This is a genomic window from Pseudoalteromonas sp. SR45-5 (genome assembly GCF_014163565.1).
Taxonomy (GTDB): domain Bacteria; phylum Pseudomonadota; class Gammaproteobacteria; order Enterobacterales; family Alteromonadaceae; genus Pseudoalteromonas; species Pseudoalteromonas distincta.
The window spans coordinates 1-14222 of record NZ_JACJDN010000032.1 but is presented as its reverse complement, the minus strand read 5'-3'; the positions used below and the strand labels follow the sequence as shown (position 1 = coordinate 14222).

Here is a 14222-nt window from a genome sequence, read left to right as displayed (position 1 = left end):
GGCCATTTTTTTTTGCTTAAAGCTTAATTTGTAAGTTACGTTTTAAGCTTGTTAAGTTCATTATCTTGCTGGGCAACAAGTGCATTAAGCGCTTCGCTGCTATCCCCTGCTTGTGTAGATAAGTCAGCAAGTTGCGATGCGGCATCAGAGATAAGCGTTAAATTACGGTTTATTTCTTCAGTCACTAAACTTTGCTCTTCAGCAGCGGTGGCAATATGTGTAATTTGGTTGGTTATTTCATCAACTTTAACAACAACACTGTGCAGAGCATCAAAAGCTACTGATGTTTCATCAACGGCATTTTTTGCACGTACTACGCCTTTTTCAATAACGGTAGATGCGTTACCTACTTCAGATAATAAACTATCAATTAGTTGGCTTATGTCATCTGTTGATGAACGCGTTTTAGAAGCAAGTGCACGTACTTCATCGGCAACAACGGCAAAGCCGCGCCCATGTTCACCAGCGCGCGCAGCTTCAATAGCAGCGTTAAGTGCAAGTAAATTTGTTTGTTCTGAAATAGTACGAATTACATCTAATATTTGCGTAATGTCTTTACTACGCGAAGCAACTTTTTCAACGGCTTGGTTAGCTTCTTTAATTTCTTCAGACATCGTTTTAACTTGCGTCATCGCTGAAGATAAGCTCGACTCACTGCTCACTACCAAGCTATTTATTTCATCGGCTTGTTGGGCTGATTGCTCTGATGCTCTGGCGACTTCAAGTGCTGTTGCGCTCATTTCGTTCATAGCCGTTACCACACTTTCAATTTCTTGAAATTGAGATTGCACATTATGCTTAGTATCAATAGCTATGTGTTGTGCTATTTCGCCTTGCTGCTTGGTTTGATCAGACACCGTTTTAAGCTCAGAAATTAAATCACGTAGCTTTGCTAAAAATCTATTAAACCCACCAGCTAATGCAATAAGCTCTGCGTGGCTATCAACATGTAATGTATGTGTTAAATCACCTTCAGAACTTGCGAGGTTATCAACCCGTTGTTGAATTTGTTGTAGCGGCGCTATTACACCTGCTATTACTAATTTCATAATAACAAAAGCAACCACAGCAATTACTAAGCCTGTTATTAAAATAATAAATCTGAGTGATGTTGCTGTTTCTTGCATGTTTTTTTCTAGCGCTTCAGGCCCTGCAAGTGCTAGTTCTGTAGGTACTTCTATGATTAATGACCACTGAGTGTTAGCTAGTTTTATATTAATTGGGTAGTTGACTAAATACTCGCTAGGCGTTTTAAAGAGGCCATGTTGACCTTTAAATTTAACAAGCTCACTGTAAGTGTTGCTACTAACCGCTTCTTTAAATGGGCGGCCTAATTTAGATTTATAGTGACTGCTGCCTACAATTAAACCTATATCACTTAAAAGTGTTACTTTTGCTTGGCCGTTGTAAAGCTCGCTCGACAGCTTTTCGGTTAAGCCCTGAAAAGTTGGGAGCGTTAAATCAACGCCAGCTAAACCAATAAACTGACCTGACTTTAAAATAGGCACAGTTAACGAAGTTAGCATTACTGAGTCGCCCGATGGGATTTCGTATAAATACGGTTCCATAATACAAGGCTTAAGCGTGTCTTTTGCACACAAATACCAATGCGCTTCACGAATACCAAATTCATTTAAAGAGGTAATATATTTATCGGCAGCATTAGCTACTTTTTGCTGTTCAATTACGCCGTTTTGGTCGCGAGTAATATACACCTCTAAGGTGCCATTACCATTAACCGAATGTTTGTAACCTTGTTTAAAGCTCGAATCTTGCCCATCAAAAGCATTAGGCTCAAATTGCGAATATATAGAAGAAAGCAGAGTATTTTGCTCTAACATCGAGCGGTTAATACTTACTACTGTATCGCGGCTCAGGGTTTCGCTTTTGGCTGCGTCACCTAATAAAGCCGCTAATGAATAAGGAATGCGGTAAGCTTCATTAATAAAGCCTGCAATTTTTTCTCCGTATCCAGCTGCATGAGCATTAAGCTTTTCTTCTACTTCTACAGTAATGTACTCTTCAGATTTAGTCGCTAACTGCTTATTACTTGATGATAACTGCCACCACAAAACGCCTGATAACACTAGTACAGTTATAAATATACTACCGACACTAAGCCAGAGTAACTTTTTTGCTAACGATATTTCTCGCATTCATTACACCCTTTAAATTAAAACTACTGATACAGTTTAGTAGATCTAACCAACGAAGCTATGAATATCGTTAAACAAATTGAATTTAATACAATACGTTGGGTTTTTTAAAGTTTAGCTAACCGTGCTGTTGTAATTGCGGCTAAAACTAATAAACACACACTTACCCATAAACACGCACTAAGCCCATATACTTGAAAAACCCAACCAGAAAGCACCGTACCAAGCAAACGCCCCATCGCATTAGCCATATAGTAAAAACCAACGTCGAGCGACACCCCGTCATTTTTAGCAAAACTTACTATTAAGTAACTGTGCAGTGATGAATTTACGGCAAATACACCACCAAAAATAAGTAAGCCAATTACAAGCGTAAAATGTATCGCGATATCAAATTGCATCAACAACGCTAAAATACAGGTTACGCCACTTAATAAAGCAACCCACCAATATGCTTTTTTGACTGAGTGTGAATTTGAATCGCTTTGCCCAGTTATGCGCGGAGCTTGCGATTGCACCAGCCCATAAGCAATAACCCACAAAGCCATAAAGCCGCTTACCCACCAGTGATCCCAGTTGAACTGAGCGGCTAAGTAAACCGGCAATGCAACCACAAACCATACATCGCGCGCCGCAAACAAACATAAACGCGCAGCACTAAGTAAGTTGATTGCACGAGATTTAGAAAATAATTCTTTAAACTTAGGTTTGTTTTTAGCTTTACCAATATCGCCTTTTAAAAAAATTAAACTAATAACCCACGCAACACTAAGTAATGCAATTAGGCTTATTAGTGCACCTACAAAACCAAATACAGTTAGTAATAAGCCGCCTAAAAAAAAGCCCACCCCTTTTAAAGCATTTTTAGAGCCCGTAAGTATGGCAATCCATTTATATAATTGGCTTTGCCCTGCATCGTCTTGTGGTACTAAATACTTAATGGCGCTCTTTGCACTCATTTTATTTAAGTCTTTTGCTATGCCACTCAGTGCTTGCGCTGCCATAACATAGGCAACGGTTAGCCAATCCCCTGGCACGCAAAGCATGGCTAAAGCGACAAGTTGTAGCCCAAGCCCTACATTCATGGTTTTGTTCAACCCTAAATGCGCGCCAAGCCAACCACCTACTAAATTGGTGATCACCCCAAATATTTCATAAAACAAAAACAACATGGCTATCGCAAATGCGCCATAACCTAACTGATGAAAATACAGCACCACCAACATGCGTAGCGCACCATCAGTTAAAGTAAATGCCCAATAGTTACCAGTAATTATTAAATATTGTTTTATAGAGCTCGGTAAGTTAGCCAACTGCGCAAACATAGCGTTAAACCTTTTTAAACGAGATTAAACCAAATCACTTTGTGCAACTTTAAGCATTAGCTCAGCAGTACGGTTTGCATAACCCCACTCGTTATCGTACCAAGCGTATAGTTTAAGTTGAGTGTTGTTAATTACCATGGTTGAAAGCGCATCAATAGTGCAGCTGCGCGGATCTGTTTTGTAATCTATAGATACAAGCGGCTTTTCTTCATAGCCTAAAATACCTTGTAGCTCGTTATTTGCAGCGTCTTTAAACCACGTGTTTACTTCGTCTTGTGTAACACCTCGCTCGAGCTCAAAAACACAATCAGTAATTGATGCGTTAGTAAGAGGTACGCGCACGGCATGGCCGTTTAATTTACCTTTAAGCTCAGGAAAAATATGCGTAATAGCCGTTGCACTACCGGTTGTAGTAGGAATTAAACTTGTACCGCATGAACGCGCACGTCGTAAATCTTTATGAGGGGCATCAATAATCGTTTGAGTATTAGTAATGTCGTGAATAGTAGTCATTGAGCCGTGTTTAATGCCCACTTTTTCTTGCAGTACTTTTACTATTGGCGCTAAACAGTTAGTAGTACAAGAGGCGGCTGTAACAATGTTATGCTCACTTGGGTTATAAAGATCATCGTTTACACCCATTACTACATTTAAAATACCGTCTTCTTTTACAGGTGCGGTTACCACAACACGCTTAACACCTTGCGCTAAATATTGATTTAACAGCTCTGTGGTTTTCATTTTACCGCTGGCTTCTATTACTACATCGCAATCAGACCAATCAGTTTCGTTTATGGCTTTGTTGTTGGTAACTGCAATCGTATGCTTACCCACACTAAAGCTATTATCATCACTAGAAACCTGTTGTGCTAAGCGCCCGTGTACTGAGTCAAACTCAATTAAATGTGCGTGGGTTTTAGCATCGCCCGCTACATCATTTACTTTAATAAACTCTATTTCTGGCCAATCAACTGCTGCACGCAGAGTTAAACGTCCCATACGGCCAAAACCGTTAATACCTACTTTAATAGTCATAATTAAATACCTTTAATAAGTTAGTTACAGCAGCTAGTAATACGTTCAGGGCGATTACCCATAACATTTAAGCGCGTTAAATCGTTTTCATAAAATGAAGGGTTAGCAGTAAGCGTTTGCGTTAATACATTTTTAGCCCACTCTGGTAGGGCTTTATTAATACTGTAATAAACCCATTGATTTTGTTTACGGTCGCTCAACAATCCGCATTGTCTTAACTGCGCTAAATGGCGAGACACTTTAGGCTGGCTTAGCTCAAGAGCAGTAACCAGTTCGCATACACATAGCTCTTCTTGATGGCTAATGAGCAGCATTGCTTTTAAACGCGTATCGTCCGCTAGGCATTTATAAAATTGAAGTGGGTTGAATTGTTCCATATTGTCCTCGCAGTTTTATTGCACATACAATAAAACAAAAACAGAATATATGGAATAGTGAATATATGATTTTTTGTATGTTTATTTAACGACTCATTTTTATTAAACTCCACGCACAAAAAAGCCCAGTGGCAAAACCACTGGGCTATTACAGTATTAGTTAACTTAGCAATTAATTAAATAACTGAAAGCTCTACTTCAATATTGCCACGTGTTGCGTTTGAATATGGACATACTTGGTGCGCTTTATCTACAAGCTCCTGCGCTGCAGCTTTATCCATATCACCTAGTGATACAGCAAGTTTTACTGCAATACCAAAACCGCCTTCAATCGCGCCAATAGATACTTGTGAGTCAATATGTGTGTCGCTTGGTAAATCTATTTTTTCGCTACCTGCTACAAATTTTAGTGCGCCAATAAAACACGCGGCATAACCTGCGGCAAATAATTGCTCAGGGTTAGTACCTTGACCGTCGTCTCCGCCTAAACCTTTAGGTGTTGATAAATTTACATCTAAACGACCATCATCAGATTTAGCTACGCCTTCGCGGCCGCCAGTTGCAGTTGCTTTTGCTGTATAAGCTACGTTTTGTAATACATTCATAATGAACTCCAAAGTTTAGTAATTAATTTAGTTTGCATGCAAAATAATAGAACAAGTAATTAGAGATTGCAAATACTTTGCATGCAAATTAAAATGCCATGTATCGAAATAAAGGATAACGTTATGCCGTTTGAGCAATTAAAGTTAAAAAATCAGTTATGTCATCGGTTATATATGGCATCTAACAGCATTGCGCGTGCGTATCGCGAGCCTTTAAACGAGCTAAATTTAACTTATCCGCAATACGTAGTAATGATGGCGCTGTGGGAGCAAGACGAAATAACAATTGCAGAGCTAATAGATAAAACCGCGATAGATGGCGGTGCAATGACCCAAATACTCAAAAAAATGAGCGACAAATCATTACTGGCTGTTATTAAAGATGAGCACGACAAACGCAAACGCCTAGTTCAGCTAACCAAGCATGGCCAATCACTTAAGTTAAAAGCAGCCGATATTCCTAAAAATATTTTATGTAAATTTGATAGTGTAGATGCAACACAAGCGAAACAGTTGATGCAGCTGCTCGATTTAGTAGTAAACGACTTAGCCGATTAGGCTCTTAATTTTTAAACAATAAACGTGTTTTAAAAGGTTTTAAAAATGACTCATATTAAAAAATTACTATTAGCAGCGGCATGTAGCACGGCTCTTTTAGGTAGCAACGCTTTATCTGCTAATACCGATAATCAAAATGCTGATTTAAAAACAGTAGCCACATTTGATGCGCAGCATCCACCGGGGAACATTGCTATTACCCCATCGGGCAGAAAGTTTTTATCTGTGCATGGTTTTTTTGGCCAAAAGCAAAAAATTATGGAGCTTTTAAGCGATGGTACAACTAAGCCCTACCCTAATGAAGAATGGGCATACGCGTACAATAACGGTAAAGGTTTTTACGACGTACTTGGCATAAACGTATCAAGCGATGGCGTTTTATGGATGCTCGACACTTCAGGGCCCGATCACGCTGGGCGCTTAGTAGGTTGGGATACAAACAAAGAGCAACTGCATAAAATTATTTATCTGGCTAAACCTACTATTACCGACACCTCGTTTTTAAACGATTTAGTCATCGATAATAAACATGGCGTTGTATACATTGCCGACACAGCCCAAGGCAGCCAAGCCGCTATTATTACGGTAAACCTTAAAACAGGTGTCGCACGCAGAGTGTTACAAAATAGCCATTACACCACCGCCGAAAATATCGATATGGTTATTGATGGGCGCATAATGAGCCTTGGCGGACAACCAGCCCGCTTAGGTGTTAACCCTATTACGCTTGACCCTAACGAAGACTGGCTTTACTTTGGCTCAATGTCGGGCACGTCGGTTTACCGCATTGCCACCAGCGATATAAATAACGATAGCCTTTCGGGTAAAGTACTTGAAGACAAAGTTACGCGTTACGGCACTAAGCCAATTTCAGACGGTATTATTGTTGATGGCGGCGGTAACGTATATGTAACCGACATAACCAATGGCGCAATTGGCGTAGTTAAACCCACTGGCAACTACGAAGTATTATTTAAGGACGAACGCTTAAGCTGGCCTGATGGCTTTAGTTACGGAGCCGATCATAAAATATACTTTACCGTTGACGATTTACATAATTCGCCTGTACTTAATAATGGCAAAAATCAAAGCCACGGTAAGTTTAAAGTAATGTCGTTCGAGCCTTTAGTAAAAGGAAAAGTAGGCCGCTAATTTTCTTTTTAAGTGACTGTATTTTTTAAAAAGCCTTGCACATTTAAGTGACCCAATAGTTGCAGGGCTTTTTGTTAAAAACACACCACACTGGTGCATATTTTAAAAATACTTCACCGCTTTGGTGCTAATCCTTTAGTACGTATTTACACTTAAATACTAAATACCTGATTTCTATTCATAAAATATTCAAGTTAATGTTGGCATACTTCTTCCAATAAACTGATGTGTTCAGTGAAAATACCAAGGAAAAACCATGTTCAACTTATACCATACCCTTTACCTTTTATGGCGTTTAGATATTAGCGTTTGGCAAGTTAATGATCCAACAAATACCCATACCACCGCTGATAAAGAGCGCGTCTATGTTAAGTAACATCGTATTGTGTAAAGGCTTGGCATAAAGCTTAAATGTATAAACCTACTTTAGGCTAAGCTTTTGCACACTATGAAATTTATGTGTACATTTTAATTAAACTTCAAATTAATCGTTCAATATAAAAACAACCCATTGTAATAAACTCCACATTTAAAAACGTCGAAAAAATTAGTAAAAACACTGCGTTTATAACTTTGCAAGCAGCCCTAATGCGTTGTATTGTTGCATCCTATTGAAAATTTTTAGTTGGAACGTGTATGCACGCTTTGGAAGTTAATTTTGATGGCTTAGTTGGCCCTACTCACAACTACGCTGGTTTATCGTATGGTAATGTTGCCTCGTTAAATAACGCAGCAAGCTTTTCAAATCCTCAAGAGGCAGTACTGCAAGGCCTTGAAAAAATGAAAGCGATGCACGACAAAGGCCTAACTCAAGGTGTATTTGCCCCTCATGCGCGCCCCGACTTAAACGTACTACGCCGCTTAGGCTTTACCGGTAACGATGCACAAGTAATTCACAAAGCATTTAAAGCAGATCCTATTTTATTACGCGCGTGTTATTCAGCGTCAGCAATGTGGACAGCCAATGCCGCTACGGTATCGCCATCTCCTGATACAACCGACGGCAAAGTACATTTTACTTCAGCTAATTTAAATAATAAGTTTCATCGTTCATTAGAGCCTGCAACCACTACGCGCTTATTAAAAGCGATGTTTAATAACGACAAATACTTTGCGCATCATACCCATTTACCCGACCAAGGCTTTTTTGGCGACGAAGGTGCAGCAAACCATACTCGTTTTTGTGACAGCCACGGCGAGCAAGGCCTTGAAATGTTTGTATTTGGTGCCAGCGCGTTTAATAGTCAATTACCAAAACCAGCTAAATTTCCTGCAAGGCAAACACTCGAAGCCTCAGAAGCAATTTGTCGCTTACATAACTTAAAAGATTCAAGCCAAATTTTACTACAGCAAAATCCAGACGTAATAGACCAAGGTGTGTTTCATAATGATGTAATTGCAGTAGGTAACGCCAATGTATTACTGTGCCACCAGCAAGCATTTTTAAACCAAGCTTTGGCACTGCAAGATATTCGCGAAGCGTATGTGGGCAATAAAGAATTTTACATTATTGAAGTACCTACCGATAAAGTAAGCATTACCGACGCTGTAAGTAGCTATTTATTTAACAGCCAGCTAGTGAGCCTTGAAGATGGTTCAATGCTGTTAGTGGCACCACAAGAGTGTAAACGCAACAGCGCAGTTAACGCCTACATTGAAGAAATGATCATGGCTGATAACCCAGTAAACCAAGTACAGTTTTTTGATTTACGCCAAAGTATGCAAAATGGCGGCGGCCCAGCTTGCTTGCGTTTACGTGTAGCCCTTAACGAACAAGAACTTGCAGCAGTAAACCCAGAGGTTATTTTAACTGATACTAAATACACACAACTGTGTGACTGGGCAAAACGTAACTACCGCGACAAATTAGGCGCAAGTGACTTTGCAGACTCAGCCCTACTCACCGAAAGCTACCAAGCACTTGATGAGCTAACGCAATTACTTAATTTAGGTTCAGTGTACGACTTTCAATTAGAAGGTTAATACCTCAGCCTACACAAAGACGAATACAAAATAGCGAGCCAAGACTCGCTATTTTTATTTGTGTTTATGTTTATGTTTATGTTTATGTTAATACATATTTAAGCATCTTTGTTAACAGTTATTGCCGACGCCATCGACTCCGATAAATGCAGCGTACGCTGCGGAAACGGAATACTCAGCCCAGCGCCTTCAATTGCTTCTTTAACACGTTTATTTAAATCCCACACGGTTTGCCAATAATCACCATTAACAGCCCACGCACGTAATTGAATGTTTACTGCGCTTTCGCCTATTGAAGTCACCATTACTTTAGGAGCAGGCTCTGCAAGTAATCGGCTCTCTGATGCTGCTAATTCTTTAAGTACATTTAAGCCAACATCAATAGAGTCGGCATACGAAATACCCACCACTATGTCCATCCGTCTTTTGCCGTTACGGGTAAAGTTTTTAATATTGCCACCCCATACTTTGCCGTTAGGCGATGCTATATAAAGACCGTCGGTGGTTTTAAAAATCGTGGTAAACAGGTTTATTTCACTCACAGTACCAAGCGTGCCACTGGCATCAACAAAGTCGCCTATTTTAAAAGGTCTGAGTATTAGCAGCATAATACCCGCAGCAATATTGCTCAGCGTATTTTTAAGGGCTAAACCAATCGCTAAACCTGCAGCGCCCATTAGCGCAATTAAGCTTGCCGTATTAACGCCAAAAATATCTAAAATAAATAGCCCGCCAATTATATAAACTAAATAACCAGCAATACTCGATAAAAGCGGGAGTAGCGTACTATCTACCCTTTTTAATGGCGATTTAGAGTTTTTAATCGCCTTTTTAACCGAGCGTGCAATTAAGGCACTCGCAACTAAAATCACCAACGCTAAAATCACTTTGTACCCTAAAGTGATGATTGTTTCTGAATGGCTTTGCCAAAACGCTAAAAGCTTATCTTTCATGTTTGTTCCGATAAATGTGGCTGAAACTCAGCAAAATAATGGTTAAATCTAATAAAAACCGACTTCAAAAGAAGTGGCGCGAGTATATAGAATAAAAAATTTAAACCTATCTTTTTTAATCACTTATTTCAACTTTAAAAATACCGTTAAAACTATGGTTTTTGATACGTAGAGCCCACCTATTTACAGCTAATTTATAGCCCCTATTCAATATAGGTTAATCGTTTATTGGTATGGTTATTTTAAGCTTTCAATGTTCACAAAAGAGGTTATCTATGGGAAAAGAGAAAATAGTACTCATAACAGGCGCTTCAAGTGGTATTGGCGAAGCAACCGCAAAAATGCTGGTTAACAATGGTCATAAAGTAATACTTACCGCTAGACGCGAAGATAAATTAACTGAATTAGTAGAATCGTTGGGCTCAGATAACGCCATTAGCGTAGCCGCAGATGCAACCGACTTTACCGCGCTTGAAAACGTAGTTGCTAAAGGCATTGAAAAATTTGGTCGTTTAGATGTTGCCTTTGCTAATGCAGGTAAAGGGCTAGACACTTTAGGGGTTGAAGAAGGCGACCCCAATGAGTGGTCAACCATGATAGACATAAACATTAAAGCCCTACTGTGGACTGCAAAACTAACAATGCCGCATTTACGCCAAAGCAAAGGACACTTTATTATTACTAGCTCAGCAACTGGTCGCAGAGCTGTTAAAGGCTCTATATACGGTGCAAGCAAATGGTTTACTTATGGTTTTTCTCAAAACCTAGCACAAGAAATTAGTGAGTGGGATGGGCGCTGTACAACCATCACCCCAGGCGCTGTAAATACCCCTTTTACTGATGAAGCAAGACCTGACAAGTTATACCCGCAAGATGTTGCCGATGCTGTGTTATTTGCCATTGAGGCAAATCAGCGCAATAACATCAGAGAAATACATTTAAGACCCACTCATTAGTAAAACTATTCTCATAATTTTGAATATGTAAACATAGGAGAAATAATCATGGCGAAAGAAAAAATAGTCCTCATTACAGGTGCTTCAAGCGGTATTGGCGAAGCAACCGCAAAAACGCTGGTTAACAATGGCCACAAAGTCATTTTAACCGCCAGAAGCGAAGACAAATTAACTAAATTAGTTGAATCATTAGGCTCAAATAACGCACTTAGCGTAGCTGCAGATGCCACAGACTTTACCGCACTTGAAAACGTAGTTACCAAAGGCATTGAAAAGTTTGGCCGTTTGGATGTAGCCTTTGCTAACGCAGGCATGGGCGTTTCAACCGCTGGCACCGAAAAAGGCGATCCGGATGAGTGGTCAACCATGATCGACATAAACATTAAAGCCCTACTGTGGACTGCAAAACTAACACTGCCGCATTTACGCCAAAATAAAGGCCACTTTATATTAACCAGCTCAGCTGCTGGCCGTAAGCCAATAAAAGGCTCTATTTACGGTGCAACTAAATGGTTTGCTTACGGGTTTGGACAAAACTTAGCGGAAGAAATGAGCGAATGGAACGGCCGCTGTACCACCATAGCACCAGGCATGGTAAACACCCCATTTTTTGATGAAGCAAAGCCCGACAAACTCGACCCACAAGATGTAGCCGACGCCGTACTCTTTGCCATCGAAGCAAACCAGCGCAACAGCGTACGCGAGATTTATTTAATGCCGACTAATTAAATGTTGCTTGGTTGAGTTCGGGCTGTCAGGTTTAATGCTAATGGTATTAAACCTGATGGTTGTTAATTCTAAATACCGTCTAGATAGAATGAAGGGAAAATATTCGGCATTAATAAAAGCTTGTTAGCTGCTTTTTAGATTGCGTTCTAAGAATACAACTCTCGTTTTACCCAGCTTTGCCGTTTTAAACTCAGAATAACCACGGCGTTTATACATCGCTAAATTTGAAGCACTAAACTCCCCTGTAAAAAGCTCGACACGATTAGCTTCTGGAAATACAGTTTCAAGTGAAGAAAGCAACTTAGAGCCAACACCCTGGCCATGCAGTTCAGGCCATACCGCCATGCGTCCAATATGACAACTACCAGCTTCTAAGCGAGCTTGACCGCTTGCCAATAACTTACCGTTATCAACAACTTTCAAAATGATTTTCTTCTCAAAGTCTGCTTTCAGTTCATCAAGCGTTTGAGTTAAAGGCGGGATATTAAAGTCATTATGCAGTTCAGCTTCTGATTGATAAGCTACGCGCTGAAGTTCTAGTAAACATTCTGCATCTTCTATTGTGGCGTGAAATATTTCCATATACTCAATTCCTTTTGGCAACTAACGCCCATATTAACAGGCTAAAAATAGTGGGCTAAAATGTAAGCGAAGCGAAACAGCCCGCTGTTTTTAGTCCTTGTTGAATTGCTTGTTATATTTTAAATTCAACTGTTTCTTCTCGGTATACTTTCACAGTTTTACCGTTTAAAAGCGCAGGTTTATAAAGCCATTTACCAAAAGCTCGTTCAGCTTCTTTTTCAAATAAACCTTTGGGTTGAGAATCTAAAACTTTGATCTCCGTCACCTTACCATTCTCAGTTATAACGGCCGACATTTTTACCCAACCCTCAATTTTTTCTTCCAACGCTTTTTTAGGGTACATGGGAGAGATATGAACAATCCATTTAGAAGGAGCATTAACTTGATCAAGTTGATAAACAGTCTGGTCTGCATTTTGATCTACTTGAGTCGACGCACAGCTGATTAAAGTTGAACAAATTAATATTGTTAGAAATTTACGCACGAATCATCCTTAAAATATAACGCCTACGTAACCAGCCAGAAATGTGGCGGGCAGTTTGTGTGAAAATGGGCGCAGCCCATACACAAATTGAGCGACGCATTTCTGGTCTGGTTTACGTACTTGTTATACGTAGCTACAACGGAGACCAATTTTTATATTTTTGTTTTCTAGCTAACTCAACGGCATTAGTTATTTCGTCACGTTTTGAAGTTGCGCAGAAAACCAAGTATTCCTCAATCTTTTTACCTGACCAACCAGGAGCAGCAGCTAATACCCAAAAGTGCATTCCATCATTTTTGTTTTGAGCGGTAACATAATTAATTATTTTTTCTATATGTAGATCTACTGGAACGATCTTGAGCATTGCCATTGCTCGAATAGCTCCGTCAACTAGCATATCGTTACCTGAATCTATGGCATAAAATACCGCTGTAACATCCTGTTCATTTTTCATTGATAATCTTTGGATTGCATCACCGATAGCAACATAGACCATTGTTGCTTCGAATTTTCGGTGTCCCAGTGCTTGAAGGAAATCTAGGGCAGGTTTATAGCCGCATTCACCAATGGCCATAACCATTTGGTACTGAGTTTCCCAAGTACGCAAATCTTTAAGTTCTTCTTCCAAAGCACTTAATAGAAAAGGGCCTGCATCGATATTTTTAAGTTTGCGTAATTTCTTAGCCGCAGAGCGTCGTTTAGGTGACTTTTTATCTTTAAGCTGAGAAATAATTTCATCTAGCACAAAACTCTCCAGTACGTATAACCTTTAAATAAGGGGCGCAGGCATGTGGGCTAAAATCCGAACGAAGTGAGCAGCCCACATGTTTGCGTCCCAGCCCGCGCAGCGAGCGAACTTAATTTTTTTGTTATACGTCATACCTAAAGCTTCAATTCTTCATCTACCGGATCTTGGTAAGTAATAACACTAAATCTGTTCTCTTTAGCATAGTTAAAGGCTTGCTGAAGCAAAGGTTTTGTAATTTCTGCATCACTTGCCACTTTTCCAGTTTTTTTAACGTCAATTTCATTCCAGCCCAAATCGCCAAGATAAAGCGCAACATCCTCGATTATTTCTTTTAAATTCTCATCTCTGGAAAACATATTAAATGCATATCGTTTTCCCTTTTCGAAACGTCCATTTTCTTCTGTAAACTCAGCTGTTCCGTGTAATAAAAGCATCAGGTTCCAATCTCTGGCGTATAACGAGCCTGTAGATTAACTCGTTTTTAAATTTGTTTTATTGATAAACAAACCATAGCTGAGTTCCTATTTTGGTTCAATCGATTACTGTATTTTTACGCAGAATATAGAAGTGTTTGATATT

Annotated in this window: 15 protein-coding genes; 5 read left to right on the top strand and 10 right to left on the bottom strand. The window is 39.6% G+C overall.

What is annotated here, in order from left to right; genetic code table 11:
• Window positions 1-35 precede the first annotated feature (35 nt).
• The 5 genes from H5072_RS02625 to H5072_RS02605 form a co-directional block, all read right to left on the bottom strand.
• Entirely contained in the window at window positions 36-2156 is a 2121-nt protein-coding gene (locus H5072_RS02625; protein WP_182692578.1) for a methyl-accepting chemotaxis protein, read from the bottom strand.
• Between the two features lie 107 nt (window positions 2157-2263).
• A complete protein-coding gene (arsJ, locus tag H5072_RS02620) occupies window positions 2264-3481 on the bottom strand; it encodes an organoarsenical effux MFS transporter ArsJ (RefSeq protein WP_182692577.1) in 1218 nt (405 codons plus the stop codon).
• Window positions 3482-3505: 24 nt separating this feature from the next.
• Complete coding sequence (locus tag H5072_RS02615) at window positions 3506-4516, bottom strand: ArsJ-associated glyceraldehyde-3-phosphate dehydrogenase (protein ID WP_182692576.1); 1011 nt, start codon at window positions 4514-4516, stop codon at window positions 3506-3508.
• Between the two features lie 20 nt (window positions 4517-4536).
• On the bottom strand, window positions 4537-4893 hold the full coding sequence (locus H5072_RS02610; protein ID WP_024595411.1) for a metalloregulator ArsR/SmtB family transcription factor: 357 nt from the start codon (window positions 4891-4893) through the stop codon (window positions 4537-4539).
• Window positions 4894-5069: 176 nt separating this feature from the next.
• On the bottom strand, window positions 5070-5498 hold the full coding sequence (locus H5072_RS02605; RefSeq protein ID WP_024595412.1) for an organic hydroperoxide resistance protein: 429 nt from the start codon (window positions 5496-5498) through the stop codon (window positions 5070-5072).
• A gap of 123 nt (window positions 5499-5621) precedes the next feature.
• On the opposite strand from H5072_RS02605, the gene H5072_RS02600 reads away from it, so the two are divergent.
• From H5072_RS02600 to astB, 3 genes are all read left to right on the top strand, one after another.
• Window positions 5622-6056 carry a MarR family winged helix-turn-helix transcriptional regulator gene (locus tag H5072_RS02600; RefSeq protein ID WP_024595413.1) on the top strand — a complete coding sequence of 145 codons (435 nt, stop codon included), beginning with the start codon at window positions 5622-5624 and terminating at the stop codon, window positions 6054-6056.
• A 45-nt stretch (window positions 6057-6101) separates the two neighbouring features.
• Entirely contained in the window at window positions 6102-7208 is a 1107-nt protein-coding gene (locus tag H5072_RS02595; protein WP_182692575.1) for an L-dopachrome tautomerase-related protein, read from the top strand.
• A 636-nt stretch (window positions 7209-7844) separates the two neighbouring features.
• Window positions 7845-9191, top strand: a complete 1347-nt coding sequence (astB, locus tag H5072_RS02590; RefSeq protein WP_004334492.1) for an N-succinylarginine dihydrolase — start codon at window positions 7845-7847, stop codon at window positions 9189-9191.
• A 98-nt stretch (window positions 9192-9289) separates the two neighbouring features.
• Here the strand turns inward: astB and H5072_RS02585 are convergent, their stop codons facing one another.
• Entirely contained in the window at window positions 9290-10144 is an 855-nt protein-coding gene (locus H5072_RS02585; RefSeq protein ID WP_101216298.1) for a mechanosensitive ion channel family protein, read from the bottom strand.
• Window positions 10145-10419: 275 nt separating this feature from the next.
• Between H5072_RS02585 and H5072_RS02580 the strand changes: the two genes are divergently transcribed.
• Entirely contained in the window at window positions 10420-11100 is a 681-nt protein-coding gene (locus tag H5072_RS02580) for an SDR family oxidoreductase (protein ID WP_024597442.1), read from the top strand.
• Window positions 11101-11148: 48 nt separating this feature from the next.
• The gene (locus tag H5072_RS02575) at window positions 11149-11829 is read left to right on the top strand and encodes an SDR family oxidoreductase (RefSeq protein WP_182692574.1); all 681 of its coding nucleotides are present in this window, start codon (window positions 11149-11151) and stop codon (window positions 11827-11829) included.
• Between the two features lie 123 nt (window positions 11830-11952).
• On the opposite strand, the gene H5072_RS02570 is transcribed toward H5072_RS02575, so the two are convergent.
• From H5072_RS02570 to H5072_RS02555, 4 genes are all read right to left on the bottom strand, one after another.
• On the bottom strand, window positions 11953-12411 hold the full coding sequence (locus tag H5072_RS02570) for a GNAT family N-acetyltransferase (RefSeq protein ID WP_182692573.1): 459 nt from the start codon (window positions 12409-12411) through the stop codon (window positions 11953-11955).
• Between the two features lie 112 nt (window positions 12412-12523).
• Window positions 12524-12895, bottom strand: a complete 372-nt coding sequence (locus H5072_RS21450) for an energy transducer TonB (protein ID WP_182692572.1) — start codon at window positions 12893-12895, stop codon at window positions 12524-12526.
• Window positions 12896-13028: 133 nt separating this feature from the next.
• The gene (locus tag H5072_RS02560) at window positions 13029-13640 is read right to left on the bottom strand and encodes a hypothetical protein (RefSeq protein ID WP_182692571.1); all 612 of its coding nucleotides are present in this window, start codon (window positions 13638-13640) and stop codon (window positions 13029-13031) included.
• A 137-nt stretch (window positions 13641-13777) separates the two neighbouring features.
• Entirely contained in the window at window positions 13778-14077 is a 300-nt protein-coding gene (locus H5072_RS02555) for a hypothetical protein (protein WP_032095867.1), read from the bottom strand.
• Window positions 14078-14222: the final 145 nt, after the last annotated feature.

What these genes read in the sequence shown, in the direction of transcription:
- H5072_RS02625 (WP_182692578.1), bottom strand. Translation starts at nt 2,156, where the DNA reads ATGCGAGAAATATCGTTAGCAAAAAAGTTACTCTGGCTTAGTGTCGGT.
- arsJ (WP_182692577.1), bottom strand. Translation starts at nt 3,481, where the DNA reads ATGTTTGCGCAGTTGGCTAACTTACCGAGCTCTATAAAACAATATTTA.
- H5072_RS02615 (WP_182692576.1), bottom strand. Translation starts at nt 4,516, where the DNA reads ATGACTATTAAAGTAGGTATTAACGGTTTTGGCCGTATGGGACGTTTA.
- H5072_RS02610 (WP_024595411.1), bottom strand. Translation starts at nt 4,893, where the DNA reads ATGGAACAATTCAACCCACTTCAATTTTATAAATGCCTAGCGGACGAT.
- H5072_RS02605 (WP_024595412.1), bottom strand. Translation starts at nt 5,498, where the DNA reads ATGAATGTATTACAAAACGTAGCTTATACAGCAAAAGCAACTGCAACT.
- H5072_RS02600 (WP_024595413.1), top strand. Translation starts at nt 5,622, where the DNA reads ATGCCGTTTGAGCAATTAAAGTTAAAAAATCAGTTATGTCATCGGTTA.
- H5072_RS02595 (WP_182692575.1), top strand. Translation starts at nt 6,102, where the DNA reads ATGACTCATATTAAAAAATTACTATTAGCAGCGGCATGTAGCACGGCT.
- astB (WP_004334492.1), top strand. Translation starts at nt 7,845, where the DNA reads ATGCACGCTTTGGAAGTTAATTTTGATGGCTTAGTTGGCCCTACTCAC.
- H5072_RS02585 (WP_101216298.1), bottom strand. Translation starts at nt 10,144, where the DNA reads ATGAAAGATAAGCTTTTAGCGTTTTGGCAAAGCCATTCAGAAACAATC.
- H5072_RS02580 (WP_024597442.1), top strand. Translation starts at nt 10,420, where the DNA reads ATGGGAAAAGAGAAAATAGTACTCATAACAGGCGCTTCAAGTGGTATT.
- H5072_RS02575 (WP_182692574.1), top strand. Translation starts at nt 11,149, where the DNA reads ATGGCGAAAGAAAAAATAGTCCTCATTACAGGTGCTTCAAGCGGTATT.
- H5072_RS02570 (WP_182692573.1), bottom strand. Translation starts at nt 12,411, where the DNA reads ATGGAAATATTTCACGCCACAATAGAAGATGCAGAATGTTTACTAGAA.
- H5072_RS02555 (WP_032095867.1), bottom strand. Translation starts at nt 14,077, where the DNA reads ATGCTTTTATTACACGGAACAGCTGAGTTTACAGAAGAAAATGGACGT.